At 55.4% G+C, this 20,534-nt stretch carries 14 protein-coding genes and 1 pseudogene; 3 read left to right on the top strand and 12 right to left on the bottom strand.

Annotation, left to right across the window (positions count from 1 at the left end; genetic code table 11):
* Positions 1–431: 431 nt before the first annotated feature.
* From F1381_RS08065 to F1381_RS08040, 6 genes are all read right to left on the bottom strand, one after another.
* On the bottom strand, positions 432–1,181 hold the full coding sequence (locus F1381_RS08065; RefSeq protein ID WP_151734323.1) for a metal ABC transporter ATP-binding protein: 750 nt from the start codon (positions 1,179–1,181) through the stop codon (positions 432–434).
* A gap of 45 nt (positions 1,182–1,226) precedes the next feature.
* A complete protein-coding gene (locus F1381_RS08060; RefSeq protein WP_151734322.1) occupies positions 1,227–2,333 on the bottom strand; it encodes a metal ABC transporter solute-binding protein, Zn/Mn family in 1,107 nt (368 codons plus the stop codon).
* 241 nt (positions 2,334–2,574) lie between these two features.
* The gene (gene metG, locus F1381_RS08055) at positions 2,575–4,590 is read right to left on the bottom strand and encodes a methionine--tRNA ligase (RefSeq protein WP_151734321.1); all 2,016 of its coding nucleotides are present in this window, start codon (positions 4,588–4,590) and stop codon (positions 2,575–2,577) included.
* A gap of 377 nt (positions 4,591–4,967) precedes the next feature.
* Positions 4,968–5,225, bottom strand: a complete 258-nt coding sequence (gene yidD / locus F1381_RS08050; protein ID WP_151734320.1) for a membrane protein insertion efficiency factor YidD — start codon at positions 5,223–5,225, stop codon at positions 4,968–4,970.
* Between the two features lie 2 nt (positions 5,226–5,227).
* Entirely contained in the window at positions 5,228–5,689 is a 462-nt protein-coding gene (locus F1381_RS08045) for a Fur family transcriptional regulator (protein ID WP_151734319.1), read from the bottom strand.
* A 145-nt stretch (positions 5,690–5,834) separates the two neighbouring features.
* On the bottom strand, positions 5,835–8,066 hold the full coding sequence (locus tag F1381_RS08040) for a copper amine oxidase N-terminal domain-containing protein (protein WP_151734318.1): 2,232 nt from the start codon (positions 8,064–8,066) through the stop codon (positions 5,835–5,837).
* A gap of 267 nt (positions 8,067–8,333) precedes the next feature.
* Here F1381_RS08040 and F1381_RS08035 point away from each other — a divergent pair, with 267 nt between their 5' ends.
* Genes F1381_RS08035 through F1381_RS08025 form a run of 3 tightly spaced genes read left to right on the top strand, consistent with a single transcriptional unit; the run spans position 8,334 to position 12,783 of the window.
* The gene (locus F1381_RS08035) at positions 8,334–10,103 is read left to right on the top strand and encodes a cache domain-containing sensor histidine kinase (RefSeq protein ID WP_187355247.1); all 1,770 of its coding nucleotides are present in this window, start codon (positions 8,334–8,336) and stop codon (positions 10,101–10,103) included.
* Positions 10,104–10,122: 19 nt separating this feature from the next.
* A complete protein-coding gene (locus F1381_RS08030) occupies positions 10,123–11,475 on the top strand; it encodes a response regulator (protein WP_151734316.1) in 1,353 nt (450 codons plus the stop codon).
* Between the two features lie 6 nt (positions 11,476–11,481).
* Positions 11,482–12,783: an ABC transporter substrate-binding protein gene (locus tag F1381_RS08025; RefSeq protein WP_151734315.1), complete on the top strand. Its 1,302-nt coding sequence runs from the start codon at positions 11,482–11,484 to the stop codon at positions 12,781–12,783.
* Positions 12,784–12,902: 119 nt separating this feature from the next.
* On the opposite strand, the gene F1381_RS08020 is transcribed toward F1381_RS08025, so the two are convergent.
* The 6 genes and pseudogenes from F1381_RS08020 to F1381_RS07995 form a co-directional block, all read right to left on the bottom strand.
* Positions 12,903–14,501 carry an ABC transporter substrate-binding protein gene (locus F1381_RS08020; protein WP_246187953.1) on the bottom strand — a complete coding sequence of 533 codons (1,599 nt, stop codon included), beginning with the start codon at positions 14,499–14,501 and terminating at the stop codon, positions 12,903–12,905.
* Positions 14,502–14,604: 103 nt separating this feature from the next.
* Positions 14,605–15,570 (bottom strand): carbohydrate ABC transporter permease, encoded by a 966-nt coding sequence (locus F1381_RS08015; RefSeq protein WP_151734314.1) that lies wholly within the window; start codon positions 15,568–15,570, stop codon positions 14,605–14,607.
* Between the two features lie 46 nt (positions 15,571–15,616).
* Positions 15,617–16,594, bottom strand: coding sequence for an ABC transporter permease (locus F1381_RS08010; protein ID WP_151734313.1), 978 nt, complete (start codon positions 16,592–16,594; stop codon positions 15,617–15,619).
* 769 nt (positions 16,595–17,363) lie between these two features.
* Positions 17,364–17,675: pseudogene (locus F1381_RS08005) on the bottom strand (family 4 glycosyl hydrolase); the annotation flags it as partial.
* A 192-nt stretch (positions 17,676–17,867) separates the two neighbouring features.
* The gene (locus F1381_RS08000; protein WP_151734311.1) at positions 17,868–18,680 is read right to left on the bottom strand and encodes a response regulator transcription factor; all 813 of its coding nucleotides are present in this window, start codon (positions 18,678–18,680) and stop codon (positions 17,868–17,870) included.
* Positions 18,658–20,508: a cache domain-containing sensor histidine kinase gene (locus F1381_RS07995; RefSeq protein ID WP_151734310.1), complete on the bottom strand. Its 1,851-nt coding sequence runs from the start codon at positions 20,506–20,508 to the stop codon at positions 18,658–18,660. The genes F1381_RS08000 and F1381_RS07995 overlap by 23 nt, the downstream gene beginning before the upstream one ends.
* Positions 20,509–20,534 lie beyond the last annotated feature (26 nt).

Below are 20,534 nucleotides of genomic sequence, written 5' to 3'. Positions count from 1 at the left end.
ATGCGGGACAAGCTTGACTGTGGATTAACTTAGGTATGAATTAAAGAATGTATTAAGGAGCGCATTAGAGAAAGCATTGATGAATGACTTCCCATTACCGAAGACATTTGGCCACTTGATAGTGCGCGCTTATTAATTACTGCATTTTGTACAACTAAAAAGCTCCTAATACAGCCAAAACGGAGCTTAGTTGCATTTCGTACACGTATAATTGAGAATTCATCCCAAAAAGAGTGGCCTGTTCATTAATAAGTGTATAGAATACATTTATTCTTCATTTCTAAGCAACGCACCATAGTTTAATTGTACAGAATACAGTTATCGATCAACTTTACGATATTATAAACGGTGAACCAGCAAACGCTATACTTGTACAAAATTACACGCCGCATGCCGCCGGCAGAATGTCCCGGGGCGATGCGACGCGATAATTAGACCAGCGTATGCTGCAGATTCTCTTCCACGCAATCCTGGGCTTCATGCGAATGGCGGCAGTAGAAATTGATTTTGCCGCTCCGCTGCACCGGCTCATGGCCGAGGTAGTTCTTGATCATATCAATGTCATGCGACACCATCAGGAACGTCATGTGATGATGGGCGTGCATATGAAAGATAAGCTCGAAGAAGCTGGACTGCGTCTCGGCGTCAATGCCGACCGTAGGTTCGTCCAGAATCAGCAGGTCCGGATGATTGATCAGCGCCCGCGCCAGGAAGACGCGCTGCTGCTGGCCGCCGGAGAGCTGGCCGACTCTCTTGCCCGCGATGTCCTGAATCCGCATCACTTCCAGCGCATCCTCGCACTGGCGCTGCTGGGCCTTCGAGACGCGGCGGATCAGGTTCTTGTTGTTGTACAGCCCGGACAACACGACCTCCCGCACCGTAGCGGGGAAGAGCGGATTAAAAGCGTTCTTCTGCGGCACATATCCGATCCGTTCCCAATCCTTGAATTTGCGGACCGACTCGCCGAAGAGCTTGATGTCGCCGCCGGTGGGCGGCAAAAGGCCGACAATCATCTTGAGCAGCGTCGTTTTGCCGGCGCCGTTGGAACCGATGATGCCAAGGAAATCGCGCTCTTTTACCGTATAATTCAGCCCGGAGATCACCTTCTGCTCCCCGTAGGCGAAGGACAGGTCCTGTATTTCGATCATATGCTGATGGCAGTCCAGGGATACCGATTGCATTGTAAGTACCGCCTTTCACTTTAACTTTCCTCTATACTGTCCTCTTTATTGTAAAGCCAGAATCAGATTTTGCAAATTTTTCTCCATCAGAGTGAAATAGTTGTCGCCGTTCTTCTCCTGGTCCTCGGTCAGCCCTTCCACCGGGTTCAGCACCATAGTGGATACTCCCGCTTCATCGGCCAAGGTCTTGGCCAGCTTGTCGGATACCAGCTCCTCGAAGAAAATATAGCGGATGCCCTCTTCCTTCACCAGCTCGGCCAGCTCCAGCAGATCCTGCCCGCGCGGCTCGGCATCGGGGGACAGCCCCATAATGGCATGCTGTGCCAGGCCATAATCACGTGCCAGATACCCAAAGGCCTGATGCGATACAACGATTTCCTTGTTCGGCAGCTTGCCCAGCTCGGCGGTAAACTTCGCATCCAGCGCCTCAAGCCGCTCTGCCAGCGCATTGTAACGCTCTTCATAGCCGTCTTTATGATCCGGATCGGCCTTCTGCAGGCTGTTCTTAATGTTCTCCGCCATGATCAGCGCCGACTTCGGGCTCACCCAGGTGTGGGGGTCGGTATGCAGGCTGTCGGCTTCCTCTGTATGTTCATCTGCAGCATGTTCATCTGTCGTGTGCTCATCTGCTGCATGTTCATCTGCTGCATGTTCATCTGTCGCGTGCTCGTCTGCCGCGTGCTCATCCTCATGTGCATGTTCAGCCGCTGCATGCTCTTCTTCACTGTGTTCCCCGGAAGCGCCGTGGTTATGCCCGTCATCCTCGGTGGTCAGAATCAGATCGATCCCGGTGCTGACCTCCACTGCTTCCACCTGGCTGTCCGAATTCAGGCTCTTGAGGAAATTGGGCACCCAGCCCTCCAATCCCGCACCGTTGTACAGGAACAGCTGCGCTTTGGAGGTATTGACGATATCCTGGCTGCGCGGCGTCCAGTCATGCGGCTCTACGCCGACCGGCAGCAGATTGATGACATTGGCATCTTCCCCGCCGATTTCGGCAGCAAATTCATATATCGGGTAGAAAGTAGTCACTACGTTCACTTTGCCTTCGACGATGCTTCCGCTGCTCTTAGGCCCGCAGGCCGCAAGCGCCATTATTGTAAGTATAGATACTCCGAGCATTATGGATTTACGAAAACGACTAAAAAACATTTTGCCACCGACCCCTTAAATCGTAATTTTTACAATGAGTAGTATAATAGTAATCGTTACGATAAGTCAACCATAGGAGGTAACTTTTTTTCACCGGGCCTCTGCAAACCGGGGTACGGCGGCCCTTCAATCTTTTCCATCGATATCAAAAAGAACGCCCGCACCGTTACCCGGCGGCGGGCATTCCCTTTGGAGCTATCTGCCGCCGGGCCACAGCCGCAGCGACTTTCAAAGCTGATTCTTATTTCACAATCGCACCGTTAGGCATGCTGTCCGGCACGGTCGCAATGCTGAGCTGGTCGCCCTTGGAGGCGGCCAGGATCATGCCCTGCGACAGCTCGCCGCGCAGCTTGACCGGCTTCAGGTTGACAATGCAGATCACCTTGCGCCCCACCAGCTCCTCGGGCGTATAGAACTTGGCGATGCCGGAAACGACCTGGCGCTGCTCATACCCCAGATCCAGCTGCAGCTTCAGCAGCTTATCCGCCTTCTTCACCGGCTCGGCGGCGATGACCTGGGCCACGCGCAGCTCGGCCTTGGCGAAATCGTCGATGCCGATTTCTTCTTTATGCTCCTCCGCCTCTTCGGCTGCCGGAGCAGAAGCCCCCGCCGCCTCGGGCGCCGGCGCGGCTGCGGCCTTTCCGCCGCCCATCGCTTCGGCGATGTAGGCCACTTCCACCGGCACGTCGAGCCGTGGGAAGATCGGATCGCCCTTCACCAGCTGCGTGCCGGCCGGGATCAGGCCGAAGCTGCGGCCGCTGTCCCAGGCCGTCAGTTCACCGGAGACGATGCCGAGCTGCGCCCAAATCTTCGCCGGCGCTTCCGTCAGGAACGGCTGCAGCAGGATCGAAGCGGTGCGCAGGCACTCTACCAGGTGGCGCATCACAGAGGCCAGCTCGCCGGTCTTGGCTTCATCCTTCGCCAGCACCCAAGGCTGAGTCTCGTCGATATATTTGTTGGTCCGGCTGATGAACGCACCGATGGCGGTCAGAGCTACGGAGAATTCCATCTTCTCCATCGCTTCTTCCACCTTGGCATAAGTATTCTGCACGGCCGTTTCCAGCTCGCCGTCGAACGCGGTCACTTTGCCTTCGTAAGCCGGCAGCACGCCGCCGAAATATTTATCCACCATGGCTACCGTGCGGTTCAGCAGGTTGCCGAGGTCATTGGCCAGGTCATAGTTGATCCGGTCCACGAAGCTCTCCGGCGTGAACGTGCCGTCCGAACCAAAAGGCACCTCGCGTAGCAGGTAGTAGCGCAGGGCATCAAGGCCGTAACGGTCGATCAGCGTCACCGGGTCCACGACATTGCCCTTGGATTTGGACATTTTGCCGTCCTTCATCAGCAGCCAGCCGTGGGCGAATACCTTCTTCGGCAGCGGCAGATCGAGAGCCATCAGGATGATCGGCCAGTAAATCGTATGGAACCGTACAATCTCCTTGCCGACGATATGCACATCGGCAGGCCAGAATTTGTCGTACAGGCTGCTGTCTTCCGATCCGTAGCCCAGAGCGGTGATATAGTTGGTCAGCGCATCGATCCAGACGTATACGACATGCTTCTCATCGCCCTTGACCTTTACGCCCCAGTCGAAGGTCGTACGGGATACGGCCAGGTCCTCAAGGCCGGGCTTGATGAAGTTATTGATCATCTCGTTCTTACGCGATTCCGGCAAAATAAATTCCGGATTCTCCTCATAGAACTTCAGCAGCCGGTCGGCATACTTGCTCATCCGGAAGAAATAGCTGGCTTCCTTGACCAGCTCGACGGGGTGGCCGCTGTCGGGGCTCTTGCCGCCGGTCACAGCACCGTTGGCGTCGCGTTCTACATCCACCAGCTGCGTTTCCGTGTAAAAAGTCTCATCCGGAATGCTGTACCAGCCTTCGTATTCACCCTTGTAGATGTCGCCCTGCTTCAGCAGACGGTCGAAGATTTCCTGTACCACTTTCTTATGGCGCTCTTCGGTTGTGCGGATGAAGTCATCGTTCGAGATGTCCAGCTTGCGCCACAGCTCCTTAATGCCGACGACGATATCGTCGACGAACTGCTGCGGAGTCTTGCCGGCATCGGCCGCCTTGCGCTCGATCTTCTGGCCGTGCTCGTCTGTACCGGTCAAGTAGCGCACCTCATAGCCGCGCAGCCGCTTGTAGCGGGCCATCGCATCGCCGGCCACCGTCGAATACGCATGGCCGATATGCAGCTTATCGCTGGGATAATAAATCGGGGTTGTCAGGTAAAATGTTTTGTTGTCGCTCATAATTAGAGATCTTCCCTTCAAATTGGTCTTCTCGGCTAATGAAACGCAAAAAACCTCTCGCCCCATATGGGGCGAGAGGTTGACTCACGCGATACCACCCAAAGTTCCCCGGCTCCTCACAGAGCGCAGGCTTCGCCAGTTCCGCAAGGGAACTGTCCATTAACGCTGGAACACGCCGCAGACTTACGCAAGGATGCCAGGATCCTATCCGCTCGAATACGGTTCCTCCCGGACCATCTTCAATCCCGTAATCCATACCGGCTCTCAGCGAAGGCCCGGCTCTCTGTTATGGTTATCAAGATTTACTTATCCGTTCTTTGGAATTCTAACTATGGCCAAGCTAATACCCAAAATATAACCAATCGCCGGCCGCCATGTCAAGTCCGGCGGGCCGCCCCGCCGCGCCAGTCCTCCTTCGGAGGCACCGGATCGAGACCGCCCAGATGAAAAGGGTGGCACCTCGCAATCCGTCTTGCAGCCAGCAGCGAGCCCTTCAGCGGACCGTGAACCTCGATCGCCTCCAGCGCATAAGCCGAGCAGGTCGGATAGAAGCGGCATGTAGCCGGCTTCAGCGGAGAAATAAACTTGCGGTATACACGGATCGGGGCTTGCACCGTTCTGCGCAGGTCGGCCATGATCAGCGGCCTTCCTTGCCCGGCACCGCCAGGGCGCCTTCATCTTCGCGGCTCTGCTCACATTCCTTACAATAGCCGAACACCTCAAATTTATGCTTCACGACCCGGAATTCGTCCGGTGTATCCGTCAGATTCATCGGACAGAAATGGATCGGGTATGTCTTCATACATTGCAGGCAGATCATATGATGATGGTGATGATCCTCGCTGCAGCTGGCTTTGAACTTGACGCCGTCCTCGAACACCACCTGCTCCAGCACACCCAGCTCTTCCATGACCCGCAGATTGCGGTAGACGGTATCGAAGCTGAGACCGCTGTATTTGCGGCCCATGTGATCATAGACATCCTTCGCCGACAAATAGCCCGTATTCTCGCCGAATAGCTTGGCAAGCGTCTTGCGCTGATCGGTGATGCGCAGTCCCTGCCCCGACATCGCGTCCAATATTTGTTCTGTCGACAGCATTCGCTCATCTCCCATGGATTAATTACACTCTCTTTATAATGCCGCAAATCGGCAGCTCCGTCAATGAAGCCGTTGCCTAAGCCCTATATGTCAAAAAAAACGGCTGCACCTCCCTTAAGGAAGGCACAACCGGCATTATGGCTTATTATTGCTTCTTCGCTGGCATTGGTGTAAATACGAGATTGACTGGCAGGTTGCTGCCTGAGGCTACGGAGAAGGTCAATTCCACCGGACCTTCATAATCCCCGGAACGGTAGACCACTGCATTCATATCCGAATTTGAAAGGCTGCCCTTGTTCGGAAGATTGACGATGGTATTGCCGTTGACCATGATCGAGCCCAGATAGTTTCCGCCGCGCGGATTGAAGGTAATCAGGGTATTCGGAGCCACACGTTCGAGCTTAATCTTATACAGCACGCCGAAGTTGCCGGAGTTGGAGGCTTCCGTTCCGGTCATCGGGTCCATGCCGATCAGGTTCTTGTCTTTGTCATTATCGCCGAGCACCAGCTTCGACTGGGTTGCACCAACGGTCTCGCTGACGGTAATAATCCGGGTGGAATCCGGGTAGGTTCCGCGGTTATGCACGCCGTCGCGGTCGAGAATCGGGAGCGTGGCCATCGCAGCTATCGGATCTTTATTCTCTTCCACCATTACGACATTGTACTGTATAGGCAACTCGCTGAACAGGTCCGCACTGAGCGAAAGGACTTCCTTCGGCTTCATCGCGATCTTGCTGATATCGGTCAGGATCGGCACGCTTTGGCCCGGCTGCAGTACGATCGTGCTGTATTTCTCATTGGTAATCATCGAATTGTAATACTTCTGAATCGAAATCTTGCCCGTATATTCCGGCGAAGTGACAGGTCCGGCAATCCCGGCGTACTGTGTAATGATGGTCGTCGGATACAGGTTGTTGTTGGTGGCAATTACGTACAGCTTCTGTCGGGTCGACATATTGTTCATATGATGGACCAGGAAGCGTGTCGAGCCCAGCGCCATTTCACGGTACAGAATACCTTCTGAATTCACCGTCTCCGGACTGTTGCTGCGGATCAGGGTGTAAGGCTCGGAAGATACGGTATTGTTGACATTCGTAAGCCCCGGTATCGAACCGCCGTCATAATAAACGACATCCCCCGGCACGGTGAACAGTTTCGCCACCTCATCCTGGGTGTAGAGCTGCTGGCTCGTAATATTGATCGTCTTGCTGAAAGTGTTGCTCAGGCCGTGCTTGTCGGTTACTGTGAGCGAGACCTGGACAGGTCCCGGAGTGAAGAACGCAATAGCCCGGTTGCTCCACTCGGCCGTCAGCTCCTCGTACTCGGGATCGGAGCTCAGATCAGTGAACGTAATCGGTTCACCCATCATGTACTCATCCTTGTCGGTGGTAAAGTTGGCCACCGGCGGCAGGTTCGGCTGCAGCACGTTAATCGTTCCCCAATAGGTATCGCTCTCTAGGCCGGATGCATCGATGACGGAATAGGAAACTGCATAGGATCCCGGCTGGTCATACACATCGCGCTTGTCGCCGCCCCAGATTTCCCGCACAATGGCCGTACCGCTCGGAGAGGAGTAAGTTGGGGTATAAGTGATATAATCTCCGGCATAGATATCACCGGCCTGCACTTTAAATGATGCGGTAGGCTTGGTGTTCAGCGTCAGGATGACGCGTTTGCCGATGTTGTCTACCGTGTACGGAATGTTAAGCGCTGCGGTAATGGAAGTCAACGGAACCATGAATGTTCCTTTATATTGGTATGCTGGGCCCTTCATCGTTTTCTGGGCGCCATTGACCGTATAAATTTTGCTGTCGGTTTTGAAACGCATGACGCTTGTGCCCTTCTTCACGACAACTTCCTTCGTCTTGGCTTCATACGAATACGTAACGCCGACCATTTCCACCATGGCCCGGATCGATACATAGGAAACGCCGTTCTTGACGGCCATAGGCTGATTGGCAAAAAAAGGCTCGCCGTTCTTATACATCTTGTTGCTGTTCATAAACAGAATCAGCTGGTTGGCGGCAGCATTTGTCGACAGGGTCGTAATCCCCGGTACTGTGGATGTCGGCACCGGCGCCAGGGTTGGAGAAACCGCGTTCGGGTCGGGTGTCCCGTTCGGATCGGTCGTTGCATTCGGGTCCGGCGTTGCATTCGGGTCCGGTGTAGCCGACGGCAGCGCCGATGCTTCCGGTGTCAGGCTTGGCAGCGGATCGGTGGCTGCAGGCACGGCGACGGACGTCGGCGAAGGCGATACTTCAGCCTGCACTCCGGTTGTAGCGCTGGGGCTGCTAACGGGTTCGGCAAATGCCGGTATGGCCGCAGCCGCTTGTGATACGGCCAGAATCGCGGCTAATGTTACTTTTTTGAAATCCATGGTATACTCCTCTGCTCCCAATTGTAGTGTAACGGCACATCTGTCTCTATAGGCACACGCTTTATTGCAAAACATAGTATTAGACGCAACCAGCCCCGAAAAGTTTCATTCTTGATGGAGAAAAGATTCCCCCCGGGCGGGCGCCCCGAAAATATTGATATTTTGCCTAAAAATCCGTGGTTGCAGTCTTATGTTATATTCTTCCTGATTTTCCTCTGCTACAATTAACGCAGCATTCTCAAGTACGTACACAGGCAGGTGATGCCATTGTCCAAAAAAGTATCGCTGCTCTTTCAGCTCTTCTCCGGCTTCTCGCTCATTATTATACTCATTGTGGCCTTTACGCTCATTGGTTCCTACCGCTCCTCTTCGGGCGCTGTACAAAGCCGCTCCAACCAGTACTTGCTGGAATCGGTCAAACAGCTGCAGGGTAAGCTGGACGCCATATTGGAGGAGCATGACCGTCTCTCTTCCATCATCGTACTGAACCCGCTGATCCAGCGGAATCTGGAAGCGGCTGCACGCGGCGGCCGCCCCTTGACCAGTGCCTTAGAGGTGACGAATCTGATCGACGAGTACACCCGCTCCATAGATTATGATATCCAGCTGAAGCTCTTCAGCCTCCTGGACCGGGAGGTCTACTCCAATACCAGCTCCTTCAAGGTGCTGTGGGAACGGGAGGCGGAGATTAAGGAGGCCTACTGGTATCCGTCCATCAGTAAGAGTAAGGGGCGGATGGTCTGGTTTGGCGCCGATGTCTGGCAGAATGGCAACATCCATGTCCTGATGGGAGCCCGGCAAATCAACGCCTTCGATACGCTGCAGCCGCTGGGAACGCTGTTTCTCGTGCTTCCTGTTGCAGTGGTCGACAAGGCAGCCGGAGCCTTCCGGCTTGGTCCCGGAGAGAAGCTGCAGATCGCCGACAGCTTCGGCACGATTGTATACTCTACCGAACACCGGGAGATCGGGATGTATATAGACCCGGGGATTGCCGGGAGGTTCGGCGGCAAGGAGGCGCGGGTGATCCGCACCGGCTCGGCCTCGCGCGGCAAGTTCATCTCCTATTCGCCCTCCGCTTACAGCGGATGGAGCGTGTATGCCTATATCGACGCCAATGAAGCCGTGAAGGATTTGAACGCCATCCGCCGCAATATTGTCCTGACCGGTTCACTCGGGCTGGTGGCCGCACTTTTGTTCACCTTCTTTTTCTCCTGGACGTTGTCCCGGCCGATCCGCAACCTGGCCTACAAGCTGAGCAAGGTGGAGCGGGGAACGATCCGGCCGATTGCCGGGCGGGCCTCCAGCCGGGAAATGAACATGCTCTACAGCAGCTATAATTCGATGCTGCACAATCTGGAGCGAACCATTGCTGACCTGTCCAGCAAGCAGATCAGTGAGAAGCAGGCGCAGATCGTCGCCTTGAAGGCCCAGTTCAGGCCGCATTTTCTGTACAATACACTGAATACCATTTACTGGTCGCTTGCCGGCACGCGGCCGGAGGAAGCACGGATGGTGCTGGCCCTCAGCGACCTGCTGCGCTACAGCATTGACCGCGGCTCAGAATTTGTAACCGTCGGGCAGGATCTGCAGCAGCTCGAACGCTTCATCTACCTGCAGAAGCTCCGCTATGAGGAGAAGCTGCAAGTCGATCTTCAGGCTGATCCCGCAGTCCTGCAGGGGCTGATCATGAAGCTGACTCTGCAGCCGCTGATTGAAAATGCGATTACCCACGGCCTGGAGCCGGCGGTTCGCGAGGTCTGGCTGATCCGCATCCGCCTGTACAGCGAAGACGGTTCGCTGGTAATTACCGTGGAAGACAACGGCCTGGGAATGAGCCGGACGCAAATGCTGGAAGCGCTTGCTCCCGGAGAGCCCCCTTCTGCCGAGCTGCTTCACACCGGCATCGGACTCTCCAATCTGCAGCAGCGCATCCGGCTGATCTACGGGCAGCATTATGGTCTGGAGCTGTCCGCAAGCGATCTCGGCGGCCTGCAGGTCCGGGTAACTGTGCCGCTGCAATGGTCACAAGATTCCTGAAAGAGGAGGATATTTTCACATGCATGTGCTGATAGTCGACGATGAAAGCTTTGTCCGCCGTTCGCTGGCGGAGCTTCTGGAGCGTGACCCGGCGGCCTGCCATTCCGTCAGCGCTGCGGAGAACGGTTTGGCTGCGCTGCAGATCCTGCAGACCCGGGAGGTGGACCTGGTGATCTCGGATATCCGGATGCCCGGAATGGACGGTCTGGAGCTTGCTAGGTATATCAGCGAGCATGAGCCGGATACCGAAACGGTGCTGCTCACCGGCCATCAGGATTTCGTTTATGCCCGCCAAGCGCTCCGGTACGGGGTGCGGGAATACCTGGTTAAGCCAATTTCTGTGGAGAGCATCCTCGGCGTTGTCTCCGCAGCCGGCGAACGGCTGCAGAGCCGCAGGCAGGAGCAGCAGGTGCTTCGTCTGCGCGAGAAGAATCTGCGCCGCAAGCTCCTTACAGATCTGCTGTACGGCATGCCGCTGCCTTTCTTTGAGCGCCACCTCATTCCTCCCTTCAGCAGCTTTGCCGTCCTGTCCGTCTCGCTGCGCGGAGTATCCCTGCCGGGCAGCTGGTCTGAGCAGTCGATTTATGCCGCGGTTATCAATATCCTGGAGGAATACTTCAGTCCGCATGCCTTCACGGTGGGCATTCAGGAAGAGCAGGCGGTTATGCTGCTCTTTGCCACTGGAACTGCCGGTGAGAACGGCGCTGCTGACGATTATGATGATACCGGTGCTTCTGGAGATACGGGTGCCGCCGATAAATCCGGCAGCACCCTTAAGGCTGAAGCTGACTTCACCCGCTGCTACCACGAGTTGGCCGTCCAGGGGCTGGAGAAGCTCACCGCCCTGCTGAAATCGTTGTTCTGCGCCGGTATGTCCGGCTTCCACAGCGAGCTAGAGGCGCTGCCGGAAGCCTACCGCGAAAGTCTTGAAGCGCTCCGACTGGCGAAGCTGCCGGAAGCTGCGCCGGTTGTGCGCCACAGCGGCGCCTGTGCTGCCGGCGCGGACGCAGCGGCTGATGAGGAGCTTCATTCCAAAGCCAAACGCCGGATTATATCGGTCGTTATCGACCGGATGGAAGCCCGGCTGCAGGAGAACCTGTCACTGAAGCTGATGGCCGATGAGCTCTACATGAATCCGACTTATCTGGGCCGTATCTTCAAGGAGGATATGGGTGAAGGCTTCTCCAGCATGCTCACGCGGCTCCGCATCAAGCGGGCCAAGGAGCTGCTGGAGGATGTTACCGTCAAGGTGTACGAGGTCAGCGAACGGGTCGGCTTCCGGGACCCGGCTTATTTCAGCCTGCTGTTCAAGAAGGCCGTGGGGGTGACTCCGCAGGAGTATCAGAAGCACAATAACCGGAACCCGAGGTGAACCTGCTTGCGCACCAATCAACAATCCATTCCGTTCCGCCGCTCCATCTCCCGGATGGCCTGTGCTCTGCTCCTCTTGCTCGGCGGCGGCTGCACCCCCGCCGCTACAGTTCAAGATTATACTGAGCCGGAGGGCCCCACAGCCCTGACGGTATGGCTGATCCCCGGCTCCGGCCTGGAGCCACTGATCGGGGAATACCAGCTCCGGCATCCGGAGCTGGATATTCAGGTCCAGATCTCGACCTACACCCAGCTGCCCGTGAAGCTGCAGACTGCCCTGGCAACGGGCTCCTCCTCGCCCGACATCGCCTCCATCGATATCGGCTATCTGGACCGGTTCAAGCAGTTTCCGGAGCACTTCTATAATCTGTACGATTATGGTGCTGCCGGACTGGGGGAGCGCTACCTCGGCTGGAAGTGGCAGGAGGCGCAAAGCGGCGGCGTCCTGTTCGGCCTGCCGACAGATGTCGGCCCTTACGCTTTGGTGTACCGGGCCGATATCTTTGCCGCTGCCGGTCTGCCCAGCGCCCCGGAGAAGGTCGCACAGCTGCTCGGCACCTGGGATTCCTTCCTGGAGACCGGCCGGATCATCCGCGAATATACCGGCAAAGCCTTTATCAACAATCTGGAGGACCTCTACATCGCCATCCTGCGCCAGTCACCCCTGCAGTATTACAGCCCGGACGGTGAACTGCTCGTAGAACGCAATCCGCAGGTCAAAGCCGCCTGGGACATCGCCATCCGGGCGAATGAGCTGCAGCTCTCCGCCCATACGGCGATCGATACGCAGAAATGGGGCACAGAGCTGCTGACCGGCGATTTCGCGGTTATGCTCTGCCCCGCGTGGCTGATCGGCCATATCAAGAGCAATGCGCCTACGGCCAGCGGCATGTGGCGGATGACGCAGATTCCCGGCAGCAGCGTAAACCGCGGCGGCTCGGTGCTGGCCCTGCCGCGCAGCGGAAGCCACCCGGGGGCCTCCTATGCACTCATCTCCTGGCTGACTGCGCCGGAGCAGCAACTGGCCGTATTTAAGGCGCAGGGCAATTTCCCCTCTACCCCCGCAATTTACGGCAGTCCGGAAATCCGGGAGCAGCGTGACCCTTATTTCGGCAATGCCCCGGCCGGAGAAGTCTATGCCGAATCGGCGCAGCGGATCAAGCCTACGTATTACGGACCGCAGCACCTGGTGATCGAAGAGAACATGCTGCAATATCTTACCCGAGCCGAGCTTGGGGAATTGAACCCCGCCCACGCCTGGTCGCTGGCCGTCCAGAAAGCGAAGGAGCTGGACGCCTCCTACCGGTAAGCTGCCGGCTAAGCCGTTAACAGCATAGCCTTCCATCCCGCTGCAAAGAGGCTTTCTCCGCCTGAACTGCAGCGGAGAAAGCCTTTAGCATAAATACAATCGAAGTGAACAATGGGCAGTTACTTCTGCGCCGCCAGGAAATCGTCGAGCTGCTTCTGCTTCTCGGCGATGATTTTTTCCACACCGGCCTTCTTCAGCTTCTCGGCATATTTGGTCAGCACGGTGTCCGGATCGACGGTTCCCGTGTCCAGGCTGGTGTCGAACTCATCCATCACCGCCTTGCAGGCCGCCATCTCCGTCTCCATCTTGGAGCCGTCAAAGTTGTAGCCCAGCGCTACAGTCGGCTTTCCTTGAGCGTTGAAGGCCTTGAACTGCTCCCATTTATCCGGGGCCTCGCTTTCCCAGACGGGATTCAGGAACTGGCTGCCCAGCATCCAGGCTGCACCCGTATTGTAATCGGGCGTCTTATCGGTCGCCTTGATCGTATCGCCGCTGACCACTTCGTAATGCGTACCCTTTATGCCGAATACAAGCAGGTTGTTGATCTCCTTGTCGGTGTGCAGCAGATTCAGCACCATCATCGCCCGCGCAGGATCGCCGGAGGAGGCCGACACCGCCAGCATCGAACCTGCCGCATCGCTTGTCGAGACCGTCGGGTCGTTGAAAGCGATCTGCTTCAGCTTCCCGACCAGGCCGGTAGCATTGGCCAGCTCGCTGTCTTTTCCCGGCTTGAGCGACTGTACGGTCATGAATACATTGCCGGCCTTCATCGCATCCTGGGTGGAGGTGGTGGCAATGGCGGCGTCGGCGTTGATATACCCTTTTTTCATATATTCGCGGGTCAGCTTGACAATTTCCTTATAACGGTCCATCTCAATCATCGACTTGATGGTGGTATCCTGCGAATCCTTCAGCAGCACTCCGGGAATGGAGGCATCCCCAAGTGTATCGTACTGGGCCATATACTGCGAATTGAAGGTTTCGCCTTGCTTGAAATAGAGCGGAGTGATATCCGGACGCTTCTCCTTAACCACTTTGAGCACCGCATCCAGATCCTGGATGGATTTTACGCCCGACATGTCAAGGCCAAGGTCACCGGCGATATCTGCGCGGTAGACGACCCCGCCCTGTGCAGCCAGCTCTTTATTGGTGGGCACGCCGTAGTTCACCCCGTTGATGGCCGAACCTTTCAGGAACAGCGGGTCCAGGCTCTCCAGAATCCCTTGCCCGTATTCCTTCAGCAGATTGCCGGCCGGCCCGCCGTCATCGTTCAGCGCCAGATAGGCGCCTTTGGCCGCATTGGTCACATAATGTCTCCACTGTGCGGTGAAGATCAGGTCGAAGGGCTCCCGGCTGGCGATTTTCAGATTGGTCTCGCTGTCCCAGTCGCCCCAATCAATCGGAGCAATATCGAGCTTGGCGTTGATCTTTGGCTCCAGCAGCTTGTTGATCTCATCCTCTACCAGCTTCTCATCCTTCTGCGGAGCACCAACGTAAATGAGCTTCACAGTGTACGGTTTGAGTTCTGGTGCCGGGTCTGCGGTAGCCTCCGGTGCGGAGCTCGTTTTGGCAGCGTTTGCACTTTCCTTCGCCGGCGGATCGCTGGCCTTGCCTTCGTGATTATTGCCGTTTCCCCCGCAGCCCGCCAGACCCAGGGTAAGCACCAGCAGCAGGATCAGCGAGACAAGCGGCCCTCTGTGCGTCTTCTTCATCTTCATCTGAATATAACCTCCCCAAAAAATGTGTATATGCTGTCCGGCCGCCATTTGTGGATTGCAGAGTTGTGAGCGGCCGGTGAAAGCCGGAGCAGAATTTGCCGGTTCAGCCTTTGACGGCCCCAACGGTAAGTCCCTGGACGAAATACTTCTGAAAGAACGAATAGACGAACACAATCGGGCCGATGCCCACCACCGCCATCGCCATCCGCACCGTCTCCGTCGGCAGCCGGATTTCTACACCCTGCGCCGCCAGCGCCGCCATCGCCTGCGGACTGGCCGTCAGGAACTGGACGTTGAGCATCGTCTTATACATCAGATACTGGAGATTGACATGCCCGTCGGCGGAGATAAAGATCAGGCTGAGATACCAGTCATTCCAATACGCCAAGGTCTGGAACAAACCCACAGTGGCCAGCACCGGCAAGGACAGCGGCAGAATGATGCGCACAAAAATCCGCGGCTCGGAGGCACCGTCAATGTTGGCCGATTCAATCAGCGCCGCCGGGATCGTGTTCGCGAAGAACGTGCGCAGCAGCATGACATAGAATGCCGAGACGAGCAGCGGCATCATCAGAATCCACAGCGTATCCTTAAGATGCAGCGCCTGTGTGTATACCAGATACCAGGGGACGAGCCCGCCGTTGAACAGCATTGTGAAGAACATGAAGAAGGCGAATACGTTTCTGTGCGGGAAATCTTTGCGCGAAATCGGGTACGCATACAGAGCCATGACGAGCAGGCTGAGAACCGTACCGGCGACGGTTACGAACAACGAGACGCCTGCAGCATCAAGAATCTGCCTGTAGTCTTTGAACAGAAATTCGTAGGAAGAGGTATCCCACCGTTTCGGAAAGAAGCTGTACCCCTCGCGCAGCACCGTATCCTCGTCGGAGAATGACACGATGATCACCAGCAGCAGCGGAATGACGCAGAGCGCCGAGTAGATCCAGAAAAAGATATTGATCAGCGTGTTGGAAACTGCCGATATTTCGTTGGGCTTGCGGCGGCTTGGCTTCAGTTCGCCGAGAATGTCCGCGCGCTCCTTTAGCTTCCCGAGTTTAACCCCCATGTTCAGCACCCCAATTAACTTAGTTTATTCCGTTGTTACAGGAAATTTAGAACAGTGCATCATCCTTGCTGATCCGGCGGACCGCCAGATTGGCCAGGAAGATCAGACTGAAACCGACCACCGATTGCACCAAGCCTGCGGCGGAGGACATGCCGATGTTGCCGATGGCCAGGAAGGTCTGATAGACATAGGTGTCCACGACCTGGGTAGTGGAATACAGCGCTCCGGCATTGCGCGTCACCGTGAAGAAGAGGCCGAAATCCGCGTTGAAAATTCTGCCGATCTGCAGCAGCGTCATGACAATAATCACCGGACTGATCAGCGGCAGGGTAATCTTGCGGATCTGCTGCCATTTGGAAGCCCCGTCAATCAGTGCCGCCTCATAATATTCCTGGTCAATCCCGATGATCGCCGCCATATAAATCACCGTAGTGTAGCCCAGCTCCTTCCATAACTTCACCGCTACCAGAATGAACGGCCAATACTCTGCCCGGGCATACCATTCCACCGGCTCAAGGCCCAGCAGCGGCAGCACCGTGCCGTTGATGAAGCCGTGCTCATTGCTCAGAAAACCGTACACCAGATAACTGACCACCACCCAGGACAGGAAATAAGGCAGGAACATCGCACTCTGGTGGAATTTGGAGAGCAGCCGGCTGCGCATTTCGTTGAACATGATGGCAAAGGCGACGGATAATACCAGCGTCAGCACAATGAAAGCCGAGTTGTAGAGCAGCGTATTCCGGGTAATCACCCAAGCCGTATCGGTAGCGAACAGATAGCGGAAATTATCAAAGCCGACCCAATCGCTGCCCCAGATGCCCTTCTGGTAGTTGATATCCTTGAAGGCGATGACCGTTCCGAACATTGGCATATAATTGTTGATGACGACAATTACAATGGCCGGAAGCATCATGAGATAGAACACCCAGTATTTCTTAAGTACCTTCATTAAAGACGGCTTGCCTCTCTTGCGTTGCGTCCTGCCCGGAGCCAGCCCGGCCGCAGGATTTACTGTACTCATATCCTTTCCCCCATTTCCTTTGCATCCGCTCCCACACCCTAATTAAATCATAGGACCGCCGGAGGCTTGAATAAGGGGGATGGTAGATTTCTATAATAAAAACAACTACTCATCCTCAAGTATTCCTCCAGTTTCATACTTCCCGGCATATACAAAAAAAACGGCAGCCTAATGAACATGTTGAATGCTCAGGCTGCCGCGGTCAAAATGACCTGGACTTTTGAAATAAACTTGAGGTCTTGTCGTAATTTCGTGGAATGGCTGGCTCCCGGCCGCCTATTCGCCCGCCTCCCCAGCTTGTACTTACAAGTTAGCTGCTGCTCAGCTGCAATTTGATGCGGTTAACGCACTAGTTGGACAATCGCCACCTAATTTCACCAGTGTAGAGCTTAGCGTAAATCTAGTTGGATTCCCGCCACTTAATAGGAACGAATATCAATGTATATAAGCTTATCGACCAAATTAAGATGCGAAAATCCAATTAGATCTTTTAAATCCGTAAAAACAGCAAAATTAGTGTGCCAAAATCCAACTACATAAGTTGAATTTTCAAATGATCGTGGGGTCTTGTCGTAACTGCGGGGAATGATTGGACTTCCGGCCCAGCCTGCCCCAAATTACTTATTTCAAACCGGCTTTTTGCGGTTGAAATCCGGTAACAGCGGTTGAAATCCGGTAACAGCTTACGCGTACGCCTGCAGGATTTCCTCCGGAAAGCTTGCAGGCATTAGCACTCCTCCAGTTCCAAACATCCACTTCGCACTCCTGCAACGCCGTACTTCAGCGGAATCTCCACATCGCTAGCAAACGCTTCCAACCCACCGACCCGGATGGTGCAAAAGATATATTTCGCTCCGCGGAGCGCTTCCCTGCGGTCGGTCGTCGCCGTTATCCGGACGTCCAGCCCGTTGCCGGCAACGTCCCGCCTGCACAGTTCCGCAACCATCTCCAGATTACGCGGATTGATATCCATGAAGGATACCTCTATATCGTGAAACTCCGGTACCGTAAGCAGATCGCGCAGCAGCCCGCGGGTAAATCCGATGCTGCCGGCCCCGATGAAAGCGACTTTGAATGACATGTCTCCCAGCCTTTCCATTTATAAATTTGGCTGCACGCTTTGCAGCCAGCTGCAGTTTATTGCACTAGCAACTCTATCTTATACCCGCTTAATACAATCAATCTATAGTAATCTTGTATATCCGATAGCACATAATTGCTCCCCCTGATTGCGCACCAAAAAACGGGGCTCCCTTGTGGAACCCCGTCTTAACTATCCGATGCTTCCCTCACCCTGAGCCGCTTCCCCTCCGCGGAGCTTGTCGCGGTACTCCTTCGGCGTCATGCCCGTCTGCTTCTGGAACACCTTCGTGAAATAGCGCCGCTCCTGATAGCCGACACCCGCACTGATTGCCGTAATGCTATTGTCGCTACTGGATAGCAGAAACTTGGCCGCCTCGATCCGCTGCTGGGTTACATACTCCACAAAGGTCATGGCGAAGCGGTTCTTGAACAGCAGGCAGAAATAACTGCTGCTGATGCCGATTTGGCCCGCCACCTCTTCAATCCCGAGATCACGGCTTAGCCGCTCGGAGATATATTGTGCCGCCTGATTCATGAGCTGCTCCGGCGTCTTCTTCGGCGAATCCTCAGCAGGCGGCGTCTCCTGGAACAGCGGAATGCTGTTGTACAGCTTATCCTTGTACTGCTTGCTGCGGATGCGCGCGCCGATATCGCGGACCTTGTTCCCCAGCTCTTCGTAATGAATCGGCTTGCAGATGTATTCCTTCACCCCGAGCGTGATCGCCTCGCGTGCGTAATCAAATTCCTGATATCCGCTTAGCAGCAGCACCTCGCTCTCCAGTCCCATCTCGCGCAGCTTGCCGATGAACGTCAGGCCGTCCATGACCGGCATGCGGATGTCGCAGAGCACCAGGTCCGGCGCCTCTTCCTCGGCAAGCTTCAGCGCCTCCATGCCGCTGCGGGCCAGGCCGTACACTTCCATTCCCATGTCCCGCCAGGGGAGCACCTTATTGAGATTGTTCAGAATCGGCGCCTCATCGTCAACCAATAATACCTTTAGCATGATGATCTTCCCCCTGCCCGTATTTAGGTATGACGCACTGAATGACCGTTCCCATACCGGGAGCGGAACAAATAAAAATCCCGTAGCGCTGGCCGTATTCGATACGGATCCGGTCGGCGACGCTGCGCAGCCCGAGTCCGCGCCGCTCCTGATGAATGGGCTGCTGACCGGCCTCCAGGGCAGGCTCCGCCGCTTCGCCAGCCATGTACTGGAACATGGACAGCTGGGCCGGGCTCATGCCAAGGCCGTTGTCCTCTACGCGCAGCAGCAGATTGCCGCGCTGCTCCCGTACGCTGACCTTGATCCGGCCGGTATAGCCGATGCCCTCGAAGCCGTGCTGGATGCTGTTCTCCACCAGCGGCTGTAGCGTCAGCTTCAGAATTCCGCAGCCCAGCAGCTCATCCGGGACTTCAATGTTGTAATCGAACACATCCTCGAAGCGGAATTTCTGAATATCCAGGTAGTTCCGCAGATGCGTAATCTCTTCTTCGAGCGTAATCTCATCCCGGTCCTGGATGCTGATCCGCAGAATACCGGCCAGCCGGTAGACCATTTCACTGACCTTGCGCCCTTCGTTCTGTACCGCCAGCACATTGATCGATTCCAGGGTGTTGAACAGAAAATGCGGCTTGATCTGCGCCTGCAGTACGCGCATTTCCGCCTGATTCTTGCGGCGCTGCTCCAAATGGACTCGGTTAAAGAGGCCATTGATTTTATCCATCAGATCGTTTACGCCCCGGGCCAGCAGCGTCAGCTCATCATTCCCCTTCTCCTCTACCCGCGAGGTCAGGTCGCCATCCTCCACCCGCCGCATGAAGCGGACGATGACGGCAATGGTGCCGGCAATCCGGTTCATGAAGAACAGATTAAAGATCACCGCCGCCAGCAGACACAAGAGAATGACGATGACGAACCAGCGGGCAAACACCGTAACTTCGCGGGAGAGCGAATCCCATGAGGTTACCGAAACAAGGCTCCAGGGATAATCCTTCAGATGATAGACGGAGAGAATGCTTTTTTGCCCGTTGAACTGGGTTCTATGGCTCTGAAAGCCTTCGCCGAAAGCAATATTCCGGGTCGTAAAATCATGGAAATTCTGTCCGTCCAGCTTCTGGTCAGGATCAAACATAATCATACCGTCGTCGTTAACAAGCATGAAGGAGACCTTCTGATCGCTGCCGCCGATCTTGAGATTGCGGAAGATGGATTCGAACTCCCAGTTCTTCACCTGCACCACCAGAATCCCGATATTCTGAAAATAACTCAGCTCCTTGATCAGGCGGATCTGCGTAAACACCGGCTCCGTGCCGGTCAGCTCCGGGTATTCATGCGGCGCGACCCATTTCGGCACCCCGTTCAGCTCCATGACCTCCTGATACAGCTTACTGCCCTTGAACGTATCGTAGGGAAGCGGGCGGAAGTCTTCCTTGTTAAAGATTGAAACGACCTGTGAATTGCCGGTGCCGCCGAAATTGTACAGGAACGCGTAGCTGATCGACGGATGGTTGTAGAGGAGGCTGCGGAAGTTGCGCTGGCTGTTGTTGAGGCTGAGCTGCTCGGCATCGGTCAAATCCTGTTTGCTGGGGTCGTCCGCGCTGAGCGCCATATGGAACACCGAAGTGGCAATGCCGTTGTCGGTCACGTTGTCCATATCCTTGAAGACACCCGAGATGCTGTAGCTGATTGCTTTGAGCGAATATTCGGACTGCTGGCTGTATTTTTTCTCAATGGAATTGTAAGTCACGAAGAACATAATCATGCCGAGAATAAATAGGGGGATTATAATCAGGCCCAGAAAAGCCGTAAACAGTTTATAGCGCAGATTCATCGGCCCATGCTCCTGACTGGACTTGG

It is taken from the genome of Paenibacillus tengchongensis (assembly GCF_008973665.1).
Classification (GTDB): domain Bacteria; phylum Bacillota; class Bacilli; order Paenibacillales; family Paenibacillaceae; genus Paenibacillus_AQ; species Paenibacillus_AQ tengchongensis.
Note: the sequence above shows the minus strand (reverse complement) of the source record. Positions and strands in the feature narration are given on the sequence as shown.

Bases quoted from the DNA above. Each gene is read 5' to 3' on its own strand.
- yidD (WP_151734320.1), bottom strand. From the start codon at position 5,225: ATGGCCGACCTGCGCAGAACGGTGCAAGCCCCGATCCGTGTATACCGC.
- F1381_RS08015 (WP_151734314.1), bottom strand. From the start codon at position 15,570: ATGGGGGTTAAACTCGGGAAGCTAAAGGAGCGCGCGGACATTCTCGGC.
- metG (WP_151734321.1), bottom strand. From the start codon at position 4,590: ATGAGCGACAACAAAACATTTTACCTGACAACCCCGATTTATTATCCC.
- F1381_RS08030 (WP_151734316.1), top strand. From the start codon at position 10,123: ATGCATGTGCTGATAGTCGACGATGAAAGCTTTGTCCGCCGTTCGCTG.
- F1381_RS08045 (WP_151734319.1), bottom strand. From the start codon at position 5,689: ATGCTGTCGACAGAACAAATATTGGACGCGATGTCGGGGCAGGGACTG.
- F1381_RS07995 (WP_151734310.1), bottom strand. From the start codon at position 20,508: ATGAATCTGCGCTATAAACTGTTTACGGCTTTTCTGGGCCTGATTATA.
- F1381_RS08010 (WP_151734313.1), bottom strand. From the start codon at position 16,594: ATGAGTACAGTAAATCCTGCGGCCGGGCTGGCTCCGGGCAGGACGCAA.
- F1381_RS08060 (WP_151734322.1), bottom strand. From the start codon at position 2,333: ATGTTTTTTAGTCGTTTTCGTAAATCCATAATGCTCGGAGTATCTATA.
- F1381_RS08020 (WP_246187953.1), bottom strand. From the start codon at position 14,501: ATGAAGATGAAGAAGACGCACAGAGGGCCGCTTGTCTCGCTGATCCTG.
- F1381_RS08065 (WP_151734323.1), bottom strand. From the start codon at position 1,181: ATGCAATCGGTATCCCTGGACTGCCATCAGCATATGATCGAAATACAG.
- F1381_RS08040 (WP_151734318.1), bottom strand. From the start codon at position 8,066: ATGGATTTCAAAAAAGTAACATTAGCCGCGATTCTGGCCGTATCACAA.
- F1381_RS08000 (WP_151734311.1), bottom strand. From the start codon at position 18,680: ATGCTAAAGGTATTATTGGTTGACGATGAGGCGCCGATTCTGAACAAT.